The sequence below is a fragment of the Hyphomonas sp. KY3 genome, from assembly GCF_017309975.1.
GTDB lineage: Bacteria > Pseudomonadota > Alphaproteobacteria > Caulobacterales > Hyphomonadaceae > Hyphomonas.
In genome coordinates this window covers 934,185-957,760 of record NZ_CP022271.1, presented here as the reverse complement: position 1 = coordinate 957,760, position 23,576 = coordinate 934,185, and the positions used below count along the sequence as shown (strand labels likewise).

Below are 23,576 nucleotides of genomic sequence, written 5' to 3'. Positions count from 1 at the left end.
GCCTCTCCTTAGAATTTGAGACCGCCCTCACGGGCGGCGTCTGCCAGGGCTTTCACCCGGCCGTGGAACATGTAACCGCCACGATCAAAGACGACGTCTTCGACGCCTGCTTCTTTCGCGCGCTCTGCGAGCGTCTTGCCGACGAGGGCAGCCGCAGCGGCGTCACCACCGGTCTTGGCCGAGCCGAGCACATCCTTTTCCAGCGTCGAAGCCGAAGCGAGCGTAATGCCTTTTTCGTCATCGATGATCTGGGCGGAGATATTCTTGTGGCTGCGCGCAACCGACAGGCGTGGACGACCCTCAGCAACCTTGCGGAGCTTGGTACGAACCCGCTGGGCGCGGCGCAGCATCTTATCGCGTGAGCTTTTCATGGGCTTACTTCTTCTTGCCTTCCTTGCGGCGGACATATTCGCCCTGATAACGGATACCCTTGCCTTTGTATGGCTCAGGCGGACGGAATTCGCGGAGTTCGGCAGCAACCTGGCCAACAGACTGTTTGTCTGCACCAGAGACGATGATCTCGGTTGGCTTCGGCGCTTCCAGCTTGATGCCGTCCGGAGCCTTGAAGATCACATCGTGCGAGAAGCCGAGTGCGAGCTTGAGATCGGTACCCTGCATTTGGGCACGATAACCAACGCCAACCAGTTCCAGCGTCTTCGAATAACCATTCGAAACGCCTTCGACCATGTTCGCGGCGCGGGCACGAGCGGTGCCCCACTGCGTACGGGCCTTGGAATCAAGGGCTTCAGCGAAGGTTGGCAGGCGACGACCCCGAGCCTTTTCAGCCTCGATACGGTCATTTGCAGCCTGCACGAGATCTTCGCGCGGCGAAACGGTCAGCTCGTTGTTCTCGAGCTTTGGCGTGATCAGCTCAGACAGGACCAGCGAAAGCTCACCCTTGGAGCCTTTTGCCTTGATCGTCTGACCTTCGACCGAAACGGTCGTGCCATTCGGAACTTCGATCGGGAGTTTACCAATACGTGACATGATAGCTCTCCTAGAATACGCGGCAGAGCACTTCGCCGCCTACATTCTCGCTGCGGGCAGAATTGTCAGACATAACGCCTTTCGAAGTCGAAAGGATCGAAATGCCCAGACCATTGCGCACCAGCGGAATGTCGGAGACAGAAGAATACACCCGGCGACCTGGCTTGGAGACACGTTTGATCTCCGAAATCACTGGCTGACCTTCATAGTACTTCAGCTCGATATCAATATTCTTGTGACCGTCTTTTTCAACTTCGGTGTAGCCGCGGATGAAGCCCTCATTGATGAGAACCTCCAGGACGCGAATACGAAGTTTCGAAGACGGCGTGACGACTTTAGACATGCCGCGCATCTGAGCGTTGCGGATGCGTGTCAGCATATCTCCGAGGGGATCAGAAATGTTCATCTTTGATATCCTCCTCTCTTACCAGCTGGACTTCACGAGACCGGGGATCTGACCGTTTGAGCCAAGCTCACGCAGCGCGATCCGCGACATTTTGAGTTTGCGATAGTAGCCGCGCGGACGCCCGGTTACTTCACAGCGATTACGCACACGGTTTGGTGCCGAGTTACGTGGAAGTTCAGCAAGCTTGAGACGTGCCTTGAAGCGCTCTTCCAGTGAAAGGTCCTCATTCATGGCGACGGCCTTCAGCTCGGCACGCTTTGCAGCGTACTTTTCGACAAGCTTCTGACGCTTCTTGTTCTTCTCGATTGCGCTCTTCTTTGCCATATCAGCAGATCTCCTGGCGCTAGTTCCGGAACGGGAAGCCACACTCGGCGAGGAGTGCCTTGGCTTCTTCGTTGGTTTCAGCCGTGGTGCAGACGATGATGTCCATACCGCGAATATCTTCCACCTGATCGTAATTGATCTCCGGGAAAACGATGTGTTCTTTGAGGCCCATGGCGTAATTGCCCATGCCGTCGAAGCTCTTTCCGTTCAGTCCACGGAAATCCTTCACGCGCGGCAGCGCAATATTGGTGAGCCGGTCAAGGAACTCGTACATGCGCTCACGGCGCAGGGTCACTTTCGCACCGATCAGCATGCCTTCGCGCAGCTTGAAGCCAGCGATCGACTTGCGTGCCTTGGTGGCAACAGGCTTTTGGCCTGCGATCAGTTCGAGCTCGGCCAGGGCAGCCTTGATCTTCTTGGAGTCGGAGACAGCTTCGCCGACACCCATATTGATCACGACCTTGTCCAGTTTCGGAACCTTCATCGGGTTCGAATACTTGAACTGCTCCTGCAGCTTGGCCCGGATCTCTTCACGGTACTTCGTCTTGAGACGGGGTTCGTATGCCTTAGACATCGATGGACTCCCCTGAGCGTTTGGCAAAGCGCGTCTTGCGGCCATGCTCATCAGTTTTGAAACCAACACGCACTGCTTTTCCGTCGCGCGGATCGGCATGAGCCACGTTGGAAACGTGGATCGGTGCTTCGAAAGACTTCAGACCACCGGGGTCCATCTGGCTCGGCTTCTGGTGCTTCTTGACGACGTTCACACCGCGCACAACAACGCGATCCTCGTCGACCAGCACTTTCAGCACTTCGCCTTTGGTACCTTTGTCGCGGCCTGCGATCACGACAACGGAGTCGCCTTTTTTGATCTTAGCAGCCATCTTACAAGACCTCCGGGGCCATGTTCGCGATCTTGACCTGGTTCTTGCCGCGCAGTTCACGCGGGACCGGGCCAAACACACGAGTGCCGATTGGCTCACCATTGGTATTGATGAGAACGGCAGCGTTTGAGTCGAAACGAATGGTCGTGCCATCCGGGCGGTTGATGTCCTTTGCCACGCGAACGACGACAGCCTTGCGGACGTCACCCTTCTTCACGCGGCCCGTAGGAATTGCTTCCTTGATGGACACCACGATCACGTCACCAACCGATGCATACCGGCGGCCTGCGCCACCCAGCACCTTGATGCACTGAACGCGGCGCGCGCCGGAATTGTCGGCGACGCGAAGGTTTGATTGCATCTGGATCATGCGTCACCTTCCCCGCCGGTCACAAGTTCCCAGCGTTTCAGTTTGGAATGCGGAACGCACTCCTGGATCGTTACGATTTGACCCTCGACAGCCGCATTGGCTTCGTCATGGGCGTGATACTTCTTAGAGCGGCGAACAATCTTCTTCATCACAGAATGTGTGAAGGTCCGCTCTACACGGACGATTGCGGTCTTGTTCTGCTTGGCAGAGACCACGACGCCTTCCATAATACGCTTTGGCATGATCTCTCTCCTACGCCTGACCTGCTTCGGCTTTTTCGCGAAGGATCGTCTTGACGCGTGCAATATCGCGGCGGACCTCCTTCACTCGGGCCGTTTTCTCCAGTTGGCCGGTGGCCGTCTGGAAACGCAGGTTGAACTGCTCTTTCTTCAGCTTGACGAGCTCATCCTTGAGCTGGTCGAGGCTTTTCGTTCTTACATCTTGGGCTTTCATGATCAGATACCCTCAATCCGCTTGACGACTTTCGTCTTGATCGGAAGCTTCGCAGCGCCGAGGCGCAGGGCCTCGCGTGCGACATCCTCAGACACGCCGTCGATTTCGAACAGGATGCGGCCAGGTGCGACCCGAGCGACCCAACGGTCGACAGAGCCTTTACCTTTACCCATCCGGACTTCAATCGGCTTTGCCGACACTGGCAGGTCCGGGAATACACGGATCCACACTTTGCCCTGACGCTTCATGTGACGCGTGACAGCCCGGCGGGTTGCCTCGATCTGGCGCGCTGTGACCCGTTCCGGCTCGAGAGCCTTCAGGCCAAACTCGCCGAATGCCAGCGATGAACCGCCCTTGGCATTGCCCCGGATCTGGCCCTTGAAGGCCTTACGGAATTTGGTTCGCTTCGGTTGACGCATCTCTTACGCTCCGGAGGCTTGCGCGCCGGTGGCCGGTCCGCGCTGGTTTGCATTGGCACGTGCACGGGACTGGCCGGAAGATTCCAGACGCTTGTCCTGAGCCATCGGGTCGTGCTCCATGATCTCGCCTTTGTAGACCCAGACCTTGATGCCGATGATGCCGTAAGTGGTGGCCGCTTCTGCAGTGCCGTAATCAATGTCGGCGCGCAGCGTGTGCAGCGGCACGGAGCCTTCTGCATACTTCTCGGTCCGCGCAATCTCTGCGCCGCCAAGACGACCGGACACCATGATCTTCACACCGTCAGCGCCGAGACGCATGGCGGACTGGATGGCCCGCTTCATGGTGCGACGGAACGAGGCACGGCGCTCAAGCTGGCGAGCAATGTCGTCGGCGATCAGCGTGGCATCGATTTCCGGCTTGCGGATTTCAACCAGGTTCACGCGAACTTCGTCGGTCGTCATCTTCGACAGAACTTTGCGAAGGGCTTCGATGTCGCCGCCCTTCTTGCCGATCACGAGACCCGGACGTGCCGTGTGGATCGTGATGAGGCATTTCTTGTGCGGACGCTCGATGATGATCTTCGAGATGCCGGCTTGCTTCAGACGCTTGCGGATTTCCTTGCGGATCGCGATGTCTTCGTGCAGCAGGCGACCGAAGTCGGCCGTGTCGGCATACCAGCGGCTGTCAGACGTCCGGTTGATGCCCAGACGCAGGCCGATCGGATTTACTTTCTGACCCATTATGCGGCCTCCGCTTCAACTGAGGTGTCACGCAGAATGATGGTCATCTGCGAGAATGGCTTCTGGATGCGAGCAGCGCGGCCACGAGCACGGGCGCGAATACGCTTCATCACGAGGTTCTTGCCGACATGGGCTTCTGCAATGACGAGGCTGTCGATGTCGAGGCCGTGATTGTTCTCGGCGTTCGCGATGGCGCTCTGCAGCAGCTTGCGGACATCCTGGGCAGGACGCTTCGGCGAGAACTGCAGCTGAGCCAGCGCACGCTCGACCGGCATGCCGCGGATCTGCTGAGCCAGAAGGTTCAGCTTCTGCGGGCTTGAACGGTACATGCGCAGAACAGCGCGCGATTCATTCGAAGCCTGCTTCGGAGGATTCTTGGCTTTAGCCATGACTACTTCCTCTTCGCTTTCTTGTCCGCACCGTGGCCATAGTAGGACCGCGTTGGCGCGAACTCGCCGAACTTGTGACCGACCATTTCCTCAGAGACGGAAACCGGGATGAATTTGTTGCCATTGTGGACCTGGAAATTCAGGCCGACAAAGTTAGGCAGGATCGTTGAACGGCGCGACCAGGTCTTGATCACAACGCGCTTTTCAGAGGCGCGCGCTTCTTCTGCTTTCTTGAGCAGATAGCCGTCTACGAACGGGCCTTTCCAGACAGAACGTGGCATGTCTTGCGGCTCCTCTTAGCGTTTCGCGTTACGGCGACGGATGATCAGACGATCCGTTGCCTTGTTTTTACGGGTCTTGGGACCGCGTGTTTTCTTGCCCCATGGCGTCACTGGGTGACGTCCACCGGACGACTTGCCTTCACCACCACCGTGTGGGTGGTCGACCGGGTTCATGACAACACCGCGGACAGACGGGCGCTTGCCCATGTGACGCTTGCGGCCTGCCTTGGACAGAACCTGGTTCATGTTGTCCGGGTTGGACACGGCGCCGACCGTTGCCAGACAGCTGTCCATCACCATGCGAAGTTCGCCGGAGGTCAGCTTGATCTGGGCATAGCCACCATCACGACCAACCAGCTGGGCATAGGTGCCAGCGGAGCGAACCATCTGCGCGCCCTTCTGGGGCTTCAGCTCGATGTTGTGAATGATCGTACCGACCGGAATGCTTTTCAGCGGAAGCGTGTTGCCCGGCTTGATGTCAGCTGTCTTGGACGTGACCACCGTGTCACCGACTTCAAGGCGCTGTGGCGCGATGATGTAGGACAGCTGGCCGTCTTCGTACTTGATCAGTGCGATGAAGGCTGTGCGGTTCGGATCGTATTCCAGACGCTCAACAGTTGCCGGCATGTCCCAGCGGTTACGCTTGAAGTCGACCTTGCGGTACAGTTTCTTGGCGCCGCCACCGATGCGGCGAGCCGTGATACGACCCGTATTGTTGCGTCCACCCTTCTTGGTCAGACCTTCGGTCAGCGCCTTGACGGGCTTGCCCTTGTGAAGGTCGGACTTGTCCACCAGCACAAGCTGGCGACGCCCTGGGGAGGTTGGATTGAAAGTCTTAAGTGCCATGTTTCTCGTCCTTCTCCCCTAGAGGCCCGTCGTGATGTCGACGGACTGACCCTCGGCGAGCGTCACGATGGCTTTTTTCATGTCGTTGCGACGACCTTCATAGCCACGAAAACGCTTCGTCTTGCCCTTTTGGACCAGAGTGTTGACCTTGGTTACTTCGACCTTGAAGAGCGCCTCGACAGCGTCCTTGATCGCTTTCTTGTCAGCGTCGATCGCCACTTCGAAGACAATCTTGTTGTCTTCAGCCACCAGAGTCGATTTCTCGGTGATCAGTGGGCGACGGATGACGTCGTAGTGATGTTCTTTTACGTCGGCCATGATTACTTAGCCTCCTTGGCGCCATCGAAACGGGCCTTGATGCCTTCGGCCGCTTCCTTGGTGATGACGAGCTTCTTGCGGCGCAGGATGTCATAGACATTCAGGCCAGCAACCGGCAGCACGTCGACGTTCGGAATGTTGCGAGCCGCCTTGGCGAAATTCTCGTCCACGGTCGTGCCGGAGATGATCAGCGCGTTCTCGATACCGAGACCTGCGAACTGACCGACCAGCTCTTTCGTTTTCGGAGCCGACAGGATCGCCTCGTCCAGCACGATGACCGCATCCGCCTTCACCTTGGAAGACAGGGCGTGAGCCAGAGCCATCTTGCGGACCTTTTTAGGCAGGTCGTGAGCGTGGCTGCGGACTTTTGGTCCGTGCGCAACAGAACCACCAACAAAGATCGGCGCATTCCGGGAACCGTGACGCGCGCCGCCGGAACCTTTCTGGCGGATATACTTCTTCGTGGTGCGGCTGACTTCGCCGCGGGTCTGGGTCTTGTGCGTACCAGCCTGACGCTTGGCCAGCTGCCAGCGAACCGTGCGCTGCAGGATGTCACCACGGATGTCTTCGATGCCGAAGATGGCATCATCAACCGTGATGTTTCCAGCGGCTTTGCCGGCAAGGGTTTTGACTGCGAGTTCCATTATTCAGCACCCTCTTGAGTTGCTTCAGCTGCTGGCGCGGCAGCCGCGCTCGCTGCCTTGAAGGAGCCAGCCGCTGGTGCGTCGGCCGGAAGAGGCTTCTTCACCGCGTCGCGGACTTCAACATAGCTGCCGTCATGGCCAGGCACAGCGCCCTTGACCAGGATGAGGCCGCGCTCAACGTCGGTGCGTACCACTTCCATATTCTGGGTGGTGACACGCTCAACGCCGTAATGACCGGCCATTTTCTTGTTCTTGAACACGCGGCCCGGATCCTGGTTCATACCCGTCGAACCGTGCGAACGGTGAGAGATGGACACACCGTGCGTGGCGCGCAGACCACCAAAGTTCCAGCGCTTCATCGCACCGGCAAAACCCTTACCGATCGTGATGCCGGCAATGTCAACTTTCTGACCCGGAACGAAATGGTCAGCCAGGACTTCAGCGCCAACTTCCGGCAGGTCGCCAGAGACGCGGAATTCGCGCAGCTTGCGCTTCGGCGCGACGCCGGCTTTTGCGAACTGGCCACGCAGCGCCTTGGACGTGCGCTTGGCTTTCTTTTCGCCGATGCCGAGAATGACAGCCTGGTAGCCGTCCGTGCGGGTGACGTCGCCACCCTTCTTGGTCTTCACGGCGCGCTCTTCTTCAGTGCGCACGCCAACAACCTGGCAGCCATCAAGCGACAGGACGGTGACCGGCACGTGGCGGCCGCTCTCGTCAAATACGCGTGTCATGCCAACCTTGCGGGCAAGCACGCCGGAACGGGGTGCTGGCAGAGCCATTAGCGGCCTCCCTCAAGTTTGATTTCAATGCCAACGCCGGACGACAGGTCGAGCTTCATCAGCGCGTCCACCGTCTGCGGGGTCGGGTCTACAATGTCGAGGATCCGCTTATGGGTCCGGATTTCAAACTGCTCGCGCGACTTCTTGTCGATGTGCGGCGAGCGGTTCACGGTGAAGCGCTCGATACGGGTCGGCAGCGGGATCGGGCCTTTGACCTCAGCGCCGGTGCGCTTGGCCGTGCTCACAATCTCTTTCGCCGACATGTCGAGGGCGCGGTGATCGAAGGCCTTGAGCCTGATCCGGATATTTTGTCGTTCCATCGTTCGGTCCGTCCGCACAAAACACGTTAGCCCCAACGTGGCGCAGAAGTGCGCCAGGGCGTAGCGTGGGATTAAATTGTCTGTTTCGAGGGAGCGTTCGCTCTATAAAGCGCTGCCATCCCGGCGAAGTCGGGGGTTTATGGGATCGATAGGCCCGCGTCAACTGAGTCGTGAAGCTTTTATGCAGAAAGACTCACAGGGGTAAAACTCTCAGTCTCTATCGCTCAGGCGGCATTTCCGAGACGGGTGGCAAATCGAACAGGGCCCGCAATTCGAATTGGGTGGATTTCAGCGTTCCAGCAGGCCAATTCTCGTTTCTCATGTCATCTTGCATGGCCGTCACAGCGGGTGCGCCAAACAGTAAGATCAGCACTATAGCGGGAAGAATGCGTTTCATGAGGTGTCAGCTTTCCAGATGCAGTAGGCCGCAAGTCTACTGGGAGCCCTGGAAATGAAAAGCTACTTCCTTCGTTCTTGCATGGGACCGCCCCTCTCGCCCATGAGGCAAGAGGGCGGGGCCACACCACCCTCCCCTCACACGCTCCATGCGCCTTGGTCCCAGCCCAGAAGGGCGCGGGTTTCGGCCGCGTCGTGCGCAAAGACACGGCGCAGATAGTCCCGGTCATCTGAACTCATCCGGTCGGCTTCGGGCGCCGCATTATACTGGGTGGAGACGTCAAATTTGCGCGCAGGCAAACCCATGAACTGGCAAACCGTGGCCAGCTCTCGCTGCGGATCGGCTGCAAGGTCTTCGCTGCGCAGGAACAGGAGCTGATCATCCGGAAACAACCGCCTCAGCTCCCGGATCTGAGGCGCGTAATAGCTGCGCGCCAGGTAAGAGCGTTCCCGGTCCTGATTTGGCAAGGCCCGGCGGGCGCGTTCGCGCTCCTGGCGGATCGCAATCGGATAGGGCAGCGTTTCGCGTCCCAGCCGGCAATCCATGCGATAGTGAGACCAGGCACGCTCCACCGGATCGCGCAGGATCACGATGATCTGGATATCGGGATTATACACCCAGACCCGTTCCAGCGCGCCGTTCCACCAGCTGATGATCGGCGTCGCCTCGCCCAGCATGCACCCGTCGCGCCAGGCCTTCCAATCGAAGTGGCGATGATACAGCCAGTAGTCCAGCGGGCGGATGCCCGTTGGCGGGCGCCTGTCGAAGAAGTGGGGTTCCTTCTTCTTCGCCATGCAGATATCGGGATGCTGGCGCAAATATGCGTCCAGCGACGTGGTGCCGGCCTTTTGAACGCCGGCTATGATGAAATCGATGCGTCTTGCCATGCATCCGGAATAGCGCGGGTGTCTTGCCTGATTTTGCCGGAATGCGGTTCTTGTGTCGCAAAGTGTTGCAGGGTGAATGCGCGATTCACCTTGTTTAACCAAGGCCTCACGCTTTTCACGGACACTTCGGTCTCACCTGCCCCCTCATCCGAAGGCCCCCGATGAAGCCTCCCCTGTCTTCCTTGCTCAGCCGCCCGGCCGTCCGCTATGGCTTGGCCAGCATTGCGGCCTTCGGCATGGATCTGGCGCTGACCATGGCATTGCGGCTTGGCGGCCAGCTCAGCCTTACCCTGTCGGCAGCGATCGCCTTCATCGTGACCGGGCTGGTTTTCTATTTTGTCCATGAATTCTGGACGTTCGGGCATGACAGTTCAACCGTTTCGTCAGGTCGGCTTGTTCGCAACCTGACCTCGCTCGGCGCAGCCTTCTGTGTGCGTGTCGGCATCATCGGCGCACTGGAACTGATGCGCTCGCCCGGTCCGCTTCTGGCGCTCGTCTATTTCGGATTGGGCGCGGCCGCATCGCTCACGGTCAATTTCCTGATCAATAAATACTGGGTCTTCGCCCGCACCTGACGCCCGATAAAAAAAGGCCGCCCCTTTTGGGACGGCCTTCTCGTTACTGCCTGATGGGAACAGGGCTTACTTCTTGATGGCCGAGACCACGCCGGCGCCGACCGTACGGCCACCTTCGCGGATCGCGAAGCGCAGGCCCTGGTCCATGGCGATCGGCTGGATCAGCTCGACATCCATTTTGACGTTATCGCCCGGCAGGACCATTTCCTTGTCGGCCGGAAGCGTCACAACACCCGTCACGTCCGTCGTACGGAAGTAGAACTGTGGACGGTAGTTGGTGAAGAATGGCGTGTGACGGCCACCCTCTTCCTTGGTCAGGATGTAGGCTTCGGCTTCGAACGTCGTGTGCGGCGTGATCGAACCTGGCTTACAGAGAACCTGGCCACGCTCAACGCCTTCACGGTCAACACCGCGCAGCAGGGCGCCGATATTGTCGCCAGCCTGGCCCTGGTCGAGCAGCTTGCGGAACATTTCAACGCCCGTACAGGTCGTCTTCACCGTGTCGCGGATACCAACAATCTCGATTTCCTCACCGACCTTGATGATGCCCTGCTCGACACGACCGGTCACAACCGTACCGCGACCGGAGATCGAGAACACGTCCTCGACCGGCATCAGGAAAGGCTTGTCCAGCGGACGCTCTGGCGTCGGGATGTACTCGTCGACAGCTGCCATCAGCTCAAGAACCTTGTCCTTGCCGATTGCATCGTCGCGGCCTTCAACAGCGGCCAGCGCGGAACCCGCGATGATCGGAATGTCGTCGCCCGGGAAGTCATAGGAAGACAGAAGTTCGCGAACTTCCATTTCAACCAGTTCCAGAAGCTCTTCATCATCGACCTGGTCGACCTTGTTCATGAAGACAACCAGAGCCGGCACGCCGACCTGACGGGCCAGCAGGATGTGCTCGCGGGTCTGGGGCATCGGGCCATCAGCTGCGTTCACAACCAGGATCGCGCCGTCCATCTGCGCCGCACCGGTGATCATGTTCTTGACGTAGTCAGCGTGACCCGGGCAATCGACGTGGGCATAGTGACGGTTTTCCGTCTCATATTCCACGTGCGCCGTGTTGATCGTGATGCCACGCGCTTTTTCTTCCGGAGCCGAGTCAATGTCCGCATAGGATTTCGACTCGCCACCCGAAGCCGCTGCCAGCGTCATCGAGATCGCTGCCGTCAGCGTCGTCTTGCCGTGGTCAACATGGCCAATCGTGCCGATGTTAACGTGCGGCTTGTTACGTTCAAACTTTGCCTTGCCCATCGGGCCTCTCCTTTATTCAAATACCGAGCCGGGAACCGGCCTCAATTGTTTACGAACCAGCGACGTCCGAGATGATCTTCTGCGCTTCAGCACGCGGCACTTCATCATAGTGATTGAAGAGCATCGTGAACTGGGCGCGGCCCTGCGACATGCCGCGAAGGTCGGACACATAACCGAACATGTTGACCAGAGGGACAAAGGCCTTGACCACAACGGCGTTGCCGCGCGGCTCGGAGCCCTGGATCTGGCCACGGCGAGAGTTCAGGTCGCCGATCACATCGCCCATATAGTCTTCCGGAGTGACAACTTCCACTGCCATGACCGGTTCCATCAGGCGCGGATCGCCCTGCCCCTTGAGCTCGCGGAACGCAGCGCGGGCTGCGATCTCGAATGCGAGGACCGAGGAGTCGACATCGTGGAACGCACCATCTGTCAGCGTGGCTTTGAAATCCGTCACCGGATAGCCAGCCAGCAGGCCGTTTTCCTTGGCACTTTCCAGGCCTTTTTCGACGCCCGGGATGTATTCCTTCGGAACAGCACCACCGACAATCTTGCTTTCGAAGATGAAGCCCGAACCCGATTCCAGGGGTTCGAAGTCCAGCTTGACGCGCGCGAACTGACCGGTACCGCCGGACTGTTTCTTGTGCGTGTAGTCGATCTGGGCAGCGCGGCCGATCTTCTCACGATAAGCCACCTGTGGCTGACCGATATTGGCCTCAACCTTGAATTCGCGCTTCAGACGGTCGATCAGGATGTCGAGGTGAAGCTCGCCCATGCCTTTCATGATCGTCTGGCCGGATTCGAAATCGGTCTCGACACGGAAGGACGGATCTTCTGCAGCAAGGCGCTGCAGGCCAACCGACATCTTTTCCTGGTCAGCCTTGGTTTTCGGCTCAACCGCAATCTCGATCACCGGATCCGGGAAGGTCATCGTTTCCAGAACGACCGGCTTGTTCGGATCACAGACCGTGTCACCCGTGGTCGTTTCCTTCAGGCCGGCAAGCGCAACAATGTCACCTGCATAGGCTTCGGTGATCTCGTCCTGCTTGTTGGAGTGCATCATGACCATACGGCCGACGCGCTCTTTCTTGCCCTTGGTCGAGTTCATGAAGCTGTCGCCCTTGGACAGCGTACCGGAATAGATACGCGTGAAGGTCAGCGTGCCCATGTAAGGGTCGTTCATGATCTTGAAGGCAAGACCCGAGAATGGCTGCGAATCATCTGCGCGGCGCTCGATATTGCGGACTTCGTCTTCGTCGCCCGGGGCAAAGCCCATATAGGCTGGCACGTCGAGCGGGCCCGGCAGATAGTCGATAACAGCGTTCAGCATTGGCTGCACGCCTTTGTTCTTGAACGCAGAACCCGCCATGACCGGCACGAACGACATGGACAGCGTGCCCTTGCGGATCAGTGACCGCAGGGTGGCTTCGTCAGGCTCGTTGCCTTCCAGATAGGCTTCCATGGCCGCGTCGTCCATTTCGACGGCGATCTCGATGAGCTCGGCGCGCATCTGTTCGGCTTTTTCCTTCAGGCTGTCGCGGATTTCGCGCACGACCCAGCTTGCGCCGAGGTCTTCACCTTCCCAGACCCATTCCTTCATGGTGACCAGGTCGACATGGCCTTCCAGCTCGGTCTCAGCGCCGATTGGCAGCTGGATCGGAGCCGGGATCGCACCAGTGCGATCCTTGATCATGTGAACACAGTTGAAAAAGTCTGCGCCGATCTTGTCCATCTTGTTGACGAACACGATCCGCGGAACCTTGTAGCGGTCAGCCTGACGCCAGACCGTTTCGGTCTGCGGCTCAACACCGGCGTTTGCGTCGAGCACGCAAACTGCGCCGTCGAGCACGGCCAGGGAGCGTTCAACTTCGATCGTGAAGTCAACGTGTCCGGGCGTATCGATGATGTTGAAGCGGAACTTGGCTTCGTCAGCCGTGTCGCCATAAATGCCGGTTGGGTTTACGCCGTCCTCGGTGCGGAACCAGAACGTCGTGGTCGCAGCCGACGTGATCGTGATGCCACGCTCCTGCTCCTGCTCCATCCAGTCCATCGTGGCAGCGCCATCGTGGACTTCACCGATCTTGTGAGATTTACCGGTGTAATAGAGAATGCGTTCAGTCGTGGTCGTTTTACCAGCATCGATGTGAGCCATGATGCCGAAGTTACGATAACGATCCAGCGTATATTCGCGGGCCATGAGATATACCTTCGTGTCTGGTTTCCGGGAGGAAGTTCGGAGCGATTTTCGGGCGCGTTACCCGCAATCGCTCCGCAGTTCCAGTGCTGATTACCAGCGGTAGTGTGAAAACGCCTTGTTGGCGTCTGCCATGCGGTGGGTGTCTTCCCGCTTCTTCACGGCATTGCCGCGGCCCTGAGAGGCATCCATCAGTTCGCCAGCAAGGCGCTCACGCATGGTGTTCTCATTGCGGCCAGCGGCAGCAGCGGCCAACCAGCGAATGGCGAGAGCCTGACGGCGCTCGGTGCGGACTTCAACCGGAACCTGGTAGGTGGCACCACCGACGCGGCGCGAACGCACTTCGACGGACGGAGCAACAGCTTCCAGGGCTTCATGGAAAACTTCAACCGGGTTCTTCTTGGCGCGGCCTTCGACCAGGTCGAACGCACCATAGACGATACGTTCGGCCACGGACTTCTTACCGTCGCGCATGATCTGGTTCATGAACTTCGAGACAATGATGTCCTTGAACTTCGGATCAGGAAGGACTTGGCGCTTCTCAGCAGAGTGACGACGAGACATGCTTCGGCTTCCTTACTTAGGCTTCTTCGCACCATAGTGCGAACGGCGTTGCTTACGGTCTTTGACGGGTTGGGTATCCAGGGCACCACGCACGATGTGATAGCGCACGCCCGGAAGGTCTTTCACACGGCCGCCGCGGATCAGCACAACAGAGTGCTCCTGCAGGTTGTGGCCTTCGCCCGGAATATAGCACAGCGATTCGAAGCCGGACGTCAGGCGCACCTTGGCCACTTTACGAAGCGCGGAGTTCGGCTTCTTTGGCGTGGTTGTGTAGACGCGCGTACAAACGCCGCGACGCTGTGGGCAAGCCTTGAGGGCCGGTGTCTTGGTACGCGTCGGCTTTGGCTGACGCGGTTTGCGAATAAGCTGTTGAATCGTTGGCATTCGGGCCTTCTGTCTCTTTTGATCTCAGTGGCCCGATGGGCCGGTAACGAATGATGCCCCGAATGCCGAGAATGGCTTCCGGGACGGACGAAAACTTGGGGGCCAGATTGACCGAAACCGCCTGTTCCGGTGCGGCAGTCAGCCTTTTCAAGCCTTCTACCTCTCTGACGATTGGTGGCGTTTAAGCCTCTCAGGGGCTGGCGTCAAGGGCGGCGTGCTGTCTGGCTACAGCTGTTTCGGTCCCGTCACGGTCTGCCTAAAACGGCAATCCGATCTGCTGGACGCATGCAGCCTCTTCAATGGTCCCCTGCCCGGCCCGCAAGCGGGCGTCCAATGCGGCCAGTTCAGGGTCTGTCACATCGCCTTCCGCAGAGGCAAAATCACCGAATCTGAGCAACTCACGACAGTCCGCCCGGGCCCAGCCATCCAGTGCCAGGAAGCCGATCAGCCCGATTGCCAGCGCCGCGCAGGCGGCGCCGATCAAATCCTTGCGATCAAAATGCGTGCTGCGCATGGCGCTCCCCGTTCAGGCTCCTGTTCAGGCTTTCTGTCTGGTTCAGACCTAGGCCCGAAACGCAGGAAAGCCTGCCAAGACTGGCAGGCTTTCCCGAATGGTACAAGCTGGAGGCCCGGCCTATTCGGCGGAGGTTTCCGGCTCTGGTGCCGGCAGCGCGGCCGTCGTTTCCAGCGCTTCCTGCTCCTTGGCCGCCGCAGCAGCACGCTTGGCACGAAGCTTCTGGTCGCGATCGCCAGCAACCCGGCGGAACTGGCGGATACCACCGCCCGTACCCGCAGGGATCAGGCTGCCCACGATGATGTTCTCCTTGAGACCTTCCAGCGTGTCGATCTTGCCCATGAGGGCCGCCTCGGTGAGGACGCGGGTCGTCTCCTGGAACGAAGCTGCCGACAGGAAGCTGCGGGTCTGCAGGGAGGCCTTGGTGATACCAAGCAGGAGCGGGTTGGCTTTCGCCTCGACCTGGTCCTTCTTGCGGGACTTGCGCACCGCTTCATTGGCCTGTTCGAACTCGATCACGTCGACATGCTCGCCCTTGATCAGTGCTGTGGAGCCCGGATCAGTGATCTCGACCTTCTGCAGCATCTGACGCACGATCACTTCGATGTGCTTGTCGTTGATCGGCACGCCCTGCAGGCGATAGACCTTCTGCACTTCGTCGATCAGGTAATTGGCGAGCGCCTCAACGCCCAGCGTCAGCAGGATGTCCTGCGGGGCCGGGTTACCGTCCATCAGGTATTCACCGCGCTTGATGAAGTCCCCGTCCTGAACGGCAAGGTGCTTGCCTTTCGGCACCAGGTAATCGATCTGCTCGCGATCTTCCTCCAGCGGAACGATCGAGACGCGACGCTTGTTCTTGTAGTCGCGACCATAGACGACCTTGCCGTCCACTTCCGCGATGATGGCGTGGTCCTTCGGACGACGCGCTTCGAACAATTCGGCCACACGCGGCAGACCACCGGTGATGTCCTTCGTCTTCGCACCACCGGTCGTGACACGTGCAATCGTGTCACCGGCAGAGATCGTGTCACCATCGGCAACCGACAGGATCGCGCCCACGGACAGCAGGTAGACCGCATCGGAACCATTCGGCAGCTTCACCGGCTCGCCATCCTTGCCGATGATCTGAACCGACGGCTTGATGTCTGCCGACTTGATAGCCGAACGCCAGTCAATGATGACGCGCGAGGAGATGCCCGTCGCTTCATCGGTTTCTTCACGGACAGACACGCCGTCGATCACATCGACCAGTTTGATCTGGCCTGTGACTTCCGAAACGATCGGCTGGGCAAACGGATCCCAGTCAGCGAGCAGCGTACCGGCAGGCACTTTCTGGCCATCGGTGACCATCAGGCGCGTACCATATGCCGGGCGGAAAGACTGACGGGTACGGCCATCGGCGTCCACCAGTTCCACCTGCATGCGGCGGCCCACCACGATCAGCGACTTGTCCTTGCGGGCAACGATCTCGGCATCCTTGAAGCGGATCGTGCCTTCGAAGCTCGATTCCACCGAGGACTGGTCTGCCACCTGGGCCGCACCACCAATGTGGAACGTCCGCATGGTCAGCTGGGTACCCGGCTCACCAATGGACTGGGCCGCGATGACACCAACGGCTTCGCCGCGGTTGACCACGGTGCCGCGTGCAAGGTCGCGACCATAGCACTGGACACAAATGCCGTTCTTGGCTTCGCAGGTCAGGGCCGAACGGGCCTTGATCATGTCTACGCCGGCTTTCTCGATCGTATCGGCCAGTTCCTCGTCGATATAGGTATTGGCCGGAACGACCAGTTCGCCTTCGACATTCTTCACGTCCACGGCCGTGACACGGCCAAGGATGCGCTCAGCCAGGGAGACGACCACGTCGGCACCTTCCAGGACTGCAGCGATGTCAATGCCGTTTTCCGTGCCGCAATCATCTTCGTTGATGATGCAGTCCTGGGCCACGTCAACGAGACGGCGGGTCAGGTAACCCGAGTTTGCCGTTTTCAGAGCCGTATCGGCCAGACCCTTACGGGCACCGTGCGTCGAGTTGAAGTATTCAAGGACGGTCAGGCCTTCCTTGAAGTTCGAGATGATCGGCGTCTCGATGATTTCACCCGATGGCTTGGCCATCAGGCCGCGCATACCGGCCAGCTGTTTCATCTGGTTCTTCGAACCACGTGCACCGGAGTCGGCCATCATGTAGATCGAGTTGACCTGCGCCTTCCGGTCACCCTTGGCAACCTGTGCCTCAGCCGCCGAATCCATCATGGCATCAGCCACTTTGTCGGTACAGGTCGACCAGGCGTCGACCACCTTGTTGTACTTCTCACCACGCGTGATGAGACCGTCAGCATACTGGCGTTCGTACTCGGAGACCTGCTCCTTGGTGGCGTCGACCAGTTTCTGCTTGGCGGCCGGGATGACCATGTCATCCTTGCCGAACGAGATGCCGGCCTTGCAGGCTTCACGGAAGCCCAGCTCCATCATCTTGTCACAGAAGATCACCGTCGCCTTCTGGCCACACAGGCGATAGACCTCGTCGATGATCTTGGAGATCGTCTTCTTGGTCATCGTCGTGTTGACGAGGTCAGGCTGGATGCCTTTGAAGCGCGGCAGGATGTTGGCGATCATGAAGCGACCCGCGGTCGTGTCGATCACACGGCGCCATGGATTGCCCTCATCATCAACGCCTTCATACATGGCCTTGATCTTGGAGTGCAGGCTGATGTGGCCATTATCGATGGCCTGTTCGATCTCTGCCACGTCGGTGAACATCATGCCTTCGCCAACTTCGCCATCGCGGTCCAGCGACAGGTAGTAGAGGCCGAGGACGATATCCTGGGACGGAACAATGATCGGCTTGCCGTTGGCAGGCGACAGGATGTTGTTGGTCGACATCATCAGGACGCGGGCTTCCAGCTGGGCCTCAAGGCTCAGCGGCACGTGCACGGCCATCTGGTCACCATCGAAGTCAGCGTTGAACGCGGCGCAGACCAGCGGGTGCAGCTGGATGGCCTTGCCCTCGATCAGTTTCGGCTCGAACGCCTGGATGCCGAGACGGTGCAGCGTAGGCGCACGGTTCAGCAGAACCGGGTGCTCACGGATGACCTCGTCCAGGATATCCCAGACTTCCGGCTTTTCCTTTTCGACCAGCTTCTTGGCCGCTTTCACGGTGCCAGCGAGGCCCTTGGCGTCGAGACGCGCATAGATGAACGGCTTGAACAGTTCCAGCGCCATCTTCTTCGGCAGGCCACACTCGTGCAGCTTCAGGCTTGGGCCAACCACGATGACCGAACGGCCGGAATAGTCGACGCGCTTGCCGAGCAGGTTCTGACGGAAGCGGCCCTGCTTGCCTTTCAGCATGTCGGACAGCGACTTCAGCGGGCGCTTGTTGGTGCCCGTGATCGTGCGGCCGCGACGGCCATTGTCGAACAGGGCGTCAACGGATTCCTGCAACATCCGCTTTTCGTTCCGGATGATGATGTCCGGCGCGCGAAGTTCCATCAGGCGCTTCAGGCGGTTGTTCCGGTTGATCACGCGGCGATAGAGGTCGTTGAGGTCGGAGGTCGCAAAGCGGCCGCCATCCAGCGGGACCAGCGGGCGCAGATCCGGTGGAATGACCGGGATCACGTGCAGGATCATCCATTCCGGCTTGGCGCGCGATGTCAGGAAGGCATCGACGACTTTCAGCCGCTTGGACAGTTTCTTGGTTTTCAGTTCGGACGTGGACTCAGCCAGCTCTTCGCGAAGCGTCTCGGCCAGAACCGGCAGGTCCAGCGCCTGCAGCAATTCGCGGATGGCCTCGGCACCGATCATGGCGGTGAACGCGTCCTCGCCAAGCTCGTCCTGCTTGTCCATGTATTCTTCTTCGGTGAGCAGCTGACGCGGCTCCAGCTCGGTCAGGCCCGGCTCGATGACGATATAGCTTTCGAAGTAGAGCACGCGCTCCACATCTTTCAGCGCCATGTCGAGCAGCGCGGAGATGCGGGACGGCAGCGACTTCAGGAACCAGATGTGCGCGACCGGCGCAGCCAGGTCGATGTGGCCCATCCGCTCGCGGCGCACGCGCGCCAGCGTCACTTCAACGCCGCACTTCTCACAGGTGATGCCGCGATACTTGATGCGCTTGTACTTGCCGCAAAGGCACTCATAGTCCTTCGTTGGGCCGAAGATACGGGCACAGAACAGGCCGTCCCGCTCCGGCTTGAAGGTCCGGTAGTTGATGGTTTCAGGCTTCTTGATCTCACCTGACGACCAGGACCGGATCTTTTCCGGGCTGGCGATAGAGATACGGATCGCCTCAAAAGTTGGCGACGGGGTATTCGGGTTGAAAATGCTGGCGACGTCCTGGCGCATGGGTGTCTGCTCCTTGGGTGGGCGGTTGTTTCGGGGCTGGCGGGCCCCTGCCCTATGAAATCTCAGTTTCGTCCGGGTCGCCCCGCCGGTCTGGCGGGGCTATCCGGTTGGTATCAGCTCTACTCGGCGGCGACGGGGGTATCGGCATCGTCGTTGCCCCCACCTTCTTCGATCAATTCGACATTCAGGCCGAGCGACCGCATTTCCTTGACGAGCACGTTGAAGGATTCCGGGATACCGGCCTCGAACGTGTCATCACCGCGAACGATGGCCTCATAGACCTTCGCACGACCGGCCGTGTCATCGGACTTCACGGTCAGCATTTCCTGCAGCGTGTAAGCGGCGCCATAGGCTTCGAGTGCCCAGACTTCCATCTCCCCGAAGCGCTGGCCGCCGAACTGGGCCTTGCCGCCCAGAGGCTGCTGCGTAACGAGCGAGTAAGGTCCGGTCGAACGGGCGTGAATCTTCTCGTCCACCAGGTGGTGCAGTTTGAGAAGATACTTGTAGCCCACGGTGACAGGACGCGAGAACTGAACACCGGTCCGGCCATCGAACATCTTGACCTGACCAGACGAGTCGAGACCCGCCCGTTCCAGCATCGCGTTGATGTCGCTTTCGCGGGCACCATCGAACACTGGCGTGGCCATCGGCACACCGTTGCGAAGGTTTCCGGCGAGCTCAATGATCTCGCTATCTTCTGCCGGCAGCTCCTGCTCTTCGCCATAGGCGGTTTTCAGGGCTTTCTTCAGGCCTTCGACATCATTGTTCTGGTGGAACTCGTCGAGTGCGTTCTGGATGATCCGGCCAAGACCACGGCAGGCCCAGCCTGTGTGGGTCTCGAGGATCTGACCGACGTTCATCCGCGATGGAACGCCCAGCGGGTTCAGAACGATATCGACTGGAGTACCATCTTCCAGGAACGGCATGTCTTCCTGCGGGTTGATCTTGGAGATAACCCCCTTGTTGCCGTGACGGCCGGCCATCTTGTCGCCCGGCTGCAGCTTGCGCTTCACGGCCAGGAACACTTTGACGACCTTCATCACGCCCGGCGGCAAGTCATCGCCGCGCTGGACCTTCTCAACCTTGTCGTTGAAACGGGCTTCCAGCTCGCCGATCGCGCCATCGAACTGATCGCGGAGGGCGTCGAGGTCGGCCTGGGCCTTTTCGGACTTCAGGGCGATGTCCCACATCTGGGTCTCGCTCAACTCGTCCAGTGCGGACGCGCTGATCTTGCCCGGTGTGAAGCCTTTTGGCCCGGCCGCGGCTTCCTTGCCCGTCAGCAGATCGCGCAGACGGTTATAGGTGTTGCGTTCCAGGATGGCCTGTTCGTCTTCTTTGTCTTCCTGCAGCTTCTCGATCTGCTCACGCTCGATCTGGAGGGCACGCTGGTCCTTGTCGATGCCATGACGGTTGAAGATGCGAACATCCACGACCGTACCGGCGTCGCCCGGAGGCACGCGCAGGGATGTATCCCGCACATCAGACGCCTTCTCACCGAAGATGGCGCGGAGGAGTTTCTCTTCCGGCGTCATCGGGCTTTCGCCCTTCGGCGTCACCTTGCCGACGAGAATGTCGCCAGCTTTGACTTCGGCGCCCACAGCCACGATGCCGGCTTCGTCGAGGTTGCGGAGCGCTTCCTCGCCGACATTCGGAATGTCGCGGGTGATTTCTTCAGGGCCCAGCTTGGTGTCACGGGCAGCGACTTCGAATTCCTCGATATGGATCGAGGTGAAGACGTCGTCTTTCACGATCCGCTCGGAGATCAGGATGGAGTCTTCGAAGTTGTAGCCATTCCACGGCATGAACGCGACGAGCACGTTGCGACCGAGCGCCAGGTCACCCAGATCCGTCGACGGACCGTCAGCAATGATATCGCTTTTGGAAACGACGTCGCCCACGCGCACGATCGGACGCTGGTTGATACAGGAGTTCTGGTTCGACCGGCGGAACTTCGCGAGACGATAGATATCAACGCCCGACTTGGAGCCTTCGAGATCTTCGGTGGCGCGAACCACGATCCGCATTGCGTCGACCTGCTCGACCACACCGGAGCGGCGGGCCGTGATGGCCGCGCGGCTGTCGCGGGCCACAACGGCTTCCATGCCGGTGCCGACGAATGGCGCTTCGGACTGGACCAGCGGCACAGCCTGACGTTGCATGTTCGATCCCATGAGCGCGCGGTTGGCGTCATCGTTTTCGAGGTACGGGATCAGCGAGGCAGCCACCGAGACAACCTGTTTCGGCGAGACGTCCATGAACTGGATGTCGTCGCGCGATACCATGGTCGCTTCGCCAGCCACACGGGCGTTGACGAATTCATTCGCCAGCATGCCCTTCTCGTCCACGGTCGCATTGGCCTGCGCGATGGAATAGATGCTCTCTTCCATGGCCGACAGATAGACCACTTCATCGGTCTGCTTGCCGTTCACGACCTTGCGGTACGGGCTCTCGATGAAGCCGTACTTGTTGACGCGGGCATGAGTGGCCAGTGAGTTGATCAGGCCGATGTTCGGGCCTTCCGGCGTTTCAATCGGACAGATCCGGCCATAATGGGTCGGGTGCACGTCGCGCACTTCAAAGCCGGCACGTTCGCGGGTCAGACCACCTGGGCCAAGCGCTGACAGGCGGCGCTTGTGGGTGATTTCCGACAGCGGGTTGGTCTGGTCCATGAACTGCGACAGCTGCGAGGAGCCGAAGAATTCACGCACCGAAGCCACAACCGGTTTCGCATTGATCAGGTCATGCGGCATGACCGTATCGATATCGACAGAACCCATACGCTCCTTGATCGCGCGCTCCATGCGCACGAGGCCGATGCGGTAATTGTTTTCCATCAGCTCGCCGACCGAACGGACACGACGGTTGCCGAGGTTATCAATGTCGTCGACTTCGCCCTTGCCGTCCTTCAGGTCGAGGATGACCTTCATGACACCCAGAATGTCGTCATGGCGCAGCACGCGCATGTCGTCAGGAGCGGCCTCATAGCCGGGCACGCCCACATTCAGGCGCATGTTCATTTTCACGCGGCCAACAGCCGAGAGATCATAACGCTCCGGATCGAAGAAGAGCTGGCCGAACAGGGCGTCAGCGGCGTCCTGGGTTGGTGGCTCACCTGGGCGCATTACGCGATAGATGTCCGACAGGGCTTCAAAACGGGTTTCGTTCTTGTCAGCCTTCAGCGTATTGCGCAGCCAAGGGCCACGGCCGGACGCATCAATGTCGAGCACTTCGATCGTGCTGATGCCGTAATCGCGCATTTCCGCGATGATTTCTTCTTCCAGCATGTCGCCAGCTTCGCCGAAGATCTCACCGGTTTCGGTGTTCACAACATCACGCGCCAGGAACTTGCCGACCAGAGCGTCGGACGGCACGAGGATCTCGTCTGTATTGGCTTCCGCGATCCGCTTGGCCTTCAGGGCGGTGATCTTCTTGCCAGCTTCGGCAACGGATTTGCCGGTCTTGGCATCAACAAGGTCGTATTCGGGCTTCACACCCTTCCACGCATCGGCGCGGAAACCGGTGATCCAGCCAGCCTTGTCCATGCGATAGATGGAGTTGGTGTAGAACAGGTCGAGGATCTGCTCGGTGTCATAGCCGAGCGCATACAGCATCGTCGTCGCCGGCAGCTTGCGCTTGCGGTCGATACGGATGTTCAGCACGTCCTTGGCATCGAACTCGAAGTCGAGCCACGAACCACGGTAAGGAATGATGCGGGCTGCGAACAGCAGCTTGCCGGAGGCGTGGGTCTTGCCCTTGTCATGATCGAAGAACACGCCCGGAGAGCGGTGCATCTGCGAGACGATCACACGCTCGGTGCCGTTCACCACAAACGTACCCTTGTCGGTCATCAACGGGATGTCGCCGAGATAGCATTCCTGCTCTTTGACTTCCTTGACCGAGCGGGCGCCGGTGTCTTCGTCGACATCGAACACGACGAGCTGGAGGCGAACCTTCAGCGGCGCCTGATAGGTCAGGTCGCGCTGGACGCACTCTTCCACGTCGAATTTCGGCGTTTCAAATTCGTAAGAGACATATTCCAGCGTCGCGCGCTCGGAAAAGTCGGAGATCGGGAACACAGACTTGAACACGCCGCCCAGGCCATCATCCGTCCGCTTGTCGGCGGGGGTGTGCATCTGGAGGAAGTGTTCGTAGCTTTCGCGCTGAACCTCGATCAGGTTTGGCATTTCGATGGCTTCGGGAATGCGCCCGAAGGATTTGCGGATACGTTTCTTTTCCGTGAAGGAGAGTGCCATCCCAGGATCCCATTTTTTGTGTCGTCAGCCACCGGGCTGACAACTATAT

Annotated in this window: 28 protein-coding genes; 1 reads left to right on the top strand and 27 read right to left on the bottom strand. The window is 59.3% G+C overall.

Translation table 11 applies throughout. The annotated features are described in order from the left end of the window. Positions 1-8: 8 nt before the first annotated feature. The 20 genes from rplR to CFA77_RS04820 all read right to left on the bottom strand — a co-directional run bounded on the left by rplR (position 9) and on the right by CFA77_RS04820 (position 9,445). On the bottom strand, positions 9-371 hold the full coding sequence (gene rplR / locus CFA77_RS04915) for a 50S ribosomal protein L18 (RefSeq protein WP_206992494.1): 363 nt from the start codon (positions 369-371) through the stop codon (positions 9-11). Between the two features lie 4 nt (positions 372-375). Continuing rightward, positions 376-987 carry a 50S ribosomal protein L6 gene (rplF, locus tag CFA77_RS04910; protein ID WP_034814190.1) on the bottom strand — a complete coding sequence of 204 codons (612 nt, stop codon included), beginning with the start codon at positions 985-987 and terminating at the stop codon, positions 376-378. A 10-nt stretch (positions 988-997) separates the two neighbouring features. Further along, positions 998-1,393, bottom strand: coding sequence for a 30S ribosomal protein S8 (gene rpsH, locus CFA77_RS04905; RefSeq protein ID WP_034814196.1), 396 nt, complete (start codon positions 1,391-1,393; stop codon positions 998-1,000). Positions 1,394-1,411: 18 nt separating this feature from the next. After that, the gene (gene rpsN / locus CFA77_RS04900) at positions 1,412-1,717 is read right to left on the bottom strand and encodes a 30S ribosomal protein S14 (RefSeq protein WP_034814198.1); all 306 of its coding nucleotides are present in this window, start codon (positions 1,715-1,717) and stop codon (positions 1,412-1,414) included. A 19-nt stretch (positions 1,718-1,736) separates the two neighbouring features. Further along, the gene (rplE, locus tag CFA77_RS04895) at positions 1,737-2,291 is read right to left on the bottom strand and encodes a 50S ribosomal protein L5 (RefSeq protein WP_034814200.1); all 555 of its coding nucleotides are present in this window, start codon (positions 2,289-2,291) and stop codon (positions 1,737-1,739) included. Next, positions 2,284-2,601 carry a 50S ribosomal protein L24 gene (rplX, locus tag CFA77_RS04890; RefSeq protein WP_034814202.1) on the bottom strand — a complete coding sequence of 106 codons (318 nt, stop codon included), beginning with the start codon at positions 2,599-2,601 and terminating at the stop codon, positions 2,284-2,286. Before rplX ends, rplE begins: the two co-directional genes overlap by 8 nt. A 1-nt stretch (position 2,602) precedes the next feature. Continuing rightward, positions 2,603-2,971 (bottom strand): 50S ribosomal protein L14, encoded by a 369-nt coding sequence (rplN, locus tag CFA77_RS04885; RefSeq protein WP_034814203.1) that lies wholly within the window; start codon positions 2,969-2,971, stop codon positions 2,603-2,605. Beyond that, a complete protein-coding gene (gene rpsQ / locus CFA77_RS04880; protein ID WP_034814204.1) occupies positions 2,968-3,213 on the bottom strand; it encodes a 30S ribosomal protein S17 in 246 nt (81 codons plus the stop codon). Before rpsQ ends, rplN begins: the two co-directional genes overlap by 4 nt. A 10-nt stretch (positions 3,214-3,223) precedes the next feature. Further along, entirely contained in the window at positions 3,224-3,424 is a 201-nt protein-coding gene (rpmC, locus tag CFA77_RS04875) for a 50S ribosomal protein L29 (protein WP_034814205.1), read from the bottom strand. Positions 3,425-3,426: 2 nt separating this feature from the next. Continuing rightward, complete coding sequence (gene rplP, locus CFA77_RS04870; RefSeq protein WP_034814206.1) at positions 3,427-3,843, bottom strand: 50S ribosomal protein L16; 417 nt, start codon at positions 3,841-3,843, stop codon at positions 3,427-3,429. A gap of 3 nt (positions 3,844-3,846) precedes the next feature. After that, entirely contained in the window at positions 3,847-4,584 is a 738-nt protein-coding gene (gene rpsC / locus CFA77_RS04865) for a 30S ribosomal protein S3 (RefSeq protein WP_206992493.1), read from the bottom strand. Then, positions 4,584-4,973 carry a 50S ribosomal protein L22 gene (gene rplV, locus CFA77_RS04860; protein ID WP_034814208.1) on the bottom strand — a complete coding sequence of 130 codons (390 nt, stop codon included), beginning with the start codon at positions 4,971-4,973 and terminating at the stop codon, positions 4,584-4,586. Before rplV ends, rpsC begins: the two co-directional genes overlap by 1 nt. A 2-nt stretch (positions 4,974-4,975) precedes the next feature. Next, on the bottom strand, positions 4,976-5,254 hold the full coding sequence (gene rpsS / locus CFA77_RS04855; protein WP_034814209.1) for a 30S ribosomal protein S19: 279 nt from the start codon (positions 5,252-5,254) through the stop codon (positions 4,976-4,978). Positions 5,255-5,269: 15 nt separating this feature from the next. Next, complete coding sequence (gene rplB / locus CFA77_RS04850) at positions 5,270-6,100, bottom strand: 50S ribosomal protein L2 (protein WP_034814210.1); 831 nt, start codon at positions 6,098-6,100, stop codon at positions 5,270-5,272. An 18-nt stretch (positions 6,101-6,118) separates the two neighbouring features. Further along, entirely contained in the window at positions 6,119-6,418 is a 300-nt protein-coding gene (locus tag CFA77_RS04845) for a 50S ribosomal protein L23 (RefSeq protein ID WP_034814211.1), read from the bottom strand. Positions 6,419-6,420: 2 nt separating this feature from the next. Next, on the bottom strand, positions 6,421-7,062 hold the full coding sequence (gene rplD / locus CFA77_RS04840; RefSeq protein ID WP_034814212.1) for a 50S ribosomal protein L4: 642 nt from the start codon (positions 7,060-7,062) through the stop codon (positions 6,421-6,423). Beyond that, positions 7,062-7,841, bottom strand: coding sequence for a 50S ribosomal protein L3 (gene rplC, locus CFA77_RS04835; protein WP_206992492.1), 780 nt, complete (start codon positions 7,839-7,841; stop codon positions 7,062-7,064). Before rplC ends, rplD begins: the two co-directional genes overlap by 1 nt. Further along, on the bottom strand, positions 7,841-8,161 hold the full coding sequence (gene rpsJ, locus CFA77_RS04830; protein ID WP_027836784.1) for a 30S ribosomal protein S10: 321 nt from the start codon (positions 8,159-8,161) through the stop codon (positions 7,841-7,843). The genes rplC and rpsJ overlap by 1 nt, the downstream gene beginning before the upstream one ends. 217 nt (positions 8,162-8,378) lie before the next feature. Continuing rightward, on the bottom strand, positions 8,379-8,558 hold the full coding sequence (locus CFA77_RS04825; protein ID WP_206992491.1) for a hypothetical protein: 180 nt from the start codon (positions 8,556-8,558) through the stop codon (positions 8,379-8,381). Between the two features lie 137 nt (positions 8,559-8,695). Beyond that, the gene (locus CFA77_RS04820) at positions 8,696-9,445 is read right to left on the bottom strand and encodes a sulfotransferase (protein ID WP_206992490.1); all 750 of its coding nucleotides are present in this window, start codon (positions 9,443-9,445) and stop codon (positions 8,696-8,698) included. A 161-nt stretch (positions 9,446-9,606) separates the two neighbouring features. Here CFA77_RS04820 and CFA77_RS04815 point away from each other — a divergent pair, with 161 nt between their 5' ends. Then, positions 9,607-10,020: a GtrA family protein gene (locus tag CFA77_RS04815; RefSeq protein WP_206992489.1), complete on the top strand. Its 414-nt coding sequence runs from the start codon at positions 9,607-9,609 to the stop codon at positions 10,018-10,020. Between the two features lie 66 nt (positions 10,021-10,086). Here CFA77_RS04815 and tuf read toward each other — a convergent pair whose 3' ends face one another. From tuf to rpoB, 7 genes are all read right to left on the bottom strand, one after another. Continuing rightward, positions 10,087-11,277 (bottom strand): elongation factor Tu, encoded by a 1,191-nt coding sequence (tuf, locus tag CFA77_RS04810; RefSeq protein ID WP_206990515.1) that lies wholly within the window; start codon positions 11,275-11,277, stop codon positions 10,087-10,089. 49 nt (positions 11,278-11,326) lie between these two features. After that, entirely contained in the window at positions 11,327-13,474 is a 2,148-nt protein-coding gene (gene fusA / locus CFA77_RS04805; RefSeq protein WP_034812521.1) for an elongation factor G, read from the bottom strand. Between the two features lie 90 nt (positions 13,475-13,564). Further along, a complete protein-coding gene (gene rpsG, locus CFA77_RS04800; protein ID WP_034812523.1) occupies positions 13,565-14,035 on the bottom strand; it encodes a 30S ribosomal protein S7 in 471 nt (156 codons plus the stop codon). A gap of 12 nt (positions 14,036-14,047) precedes the next feature. Further along, a complete protein-coding gene (gene rpsL / locus CFA77_RS04795) occupies positions 14,048-14,419 on the bottom strand; it encodes a 30S ribosomal protein S12 (RefSeq protein WP_027837380.1) in 372 nt (123 codons plus the stop codon). A 256-nt stretch (positions 14,420-14,675) separates the two neighbouring features. Then, a complete protein-coding gene (locus CFA77_RS04790; RefSeq protein ID WP_206992488.1) occupies positions 14,676-14,933 on the bottom strand; it encodes a hypothetical protein in 258 nt (85 codons plus the stop codon). Between the two features lie 120 nt (positions 14,934-15,053). Next, entirely contained in the window at positions 15,054-19,274 is a 4,221-nt protein-coding gene (gene rpoC, locus CFA77_RS04785; protein ID WP_206992487.1) for a DNA-directed RNA polymerase subunit beta', read from the bottom strand. A 119-nt stretch (positions 19,275-19,393) separates the two neighbouring features. Next, a complete protein-coding gene (rpoB, locus tag CFA77_RS04780) occupies positions 19,394-23,527 on the bottom strand; it encodes a DNA-directed RNA polymerase subunit beta (RefSeq protein WP_206992486.1) in 4,134 nt (1,377 codons plus the stop codon). Between the last annotated feature and the right edge of the window lie 49 nt (positions 23,528-23,576).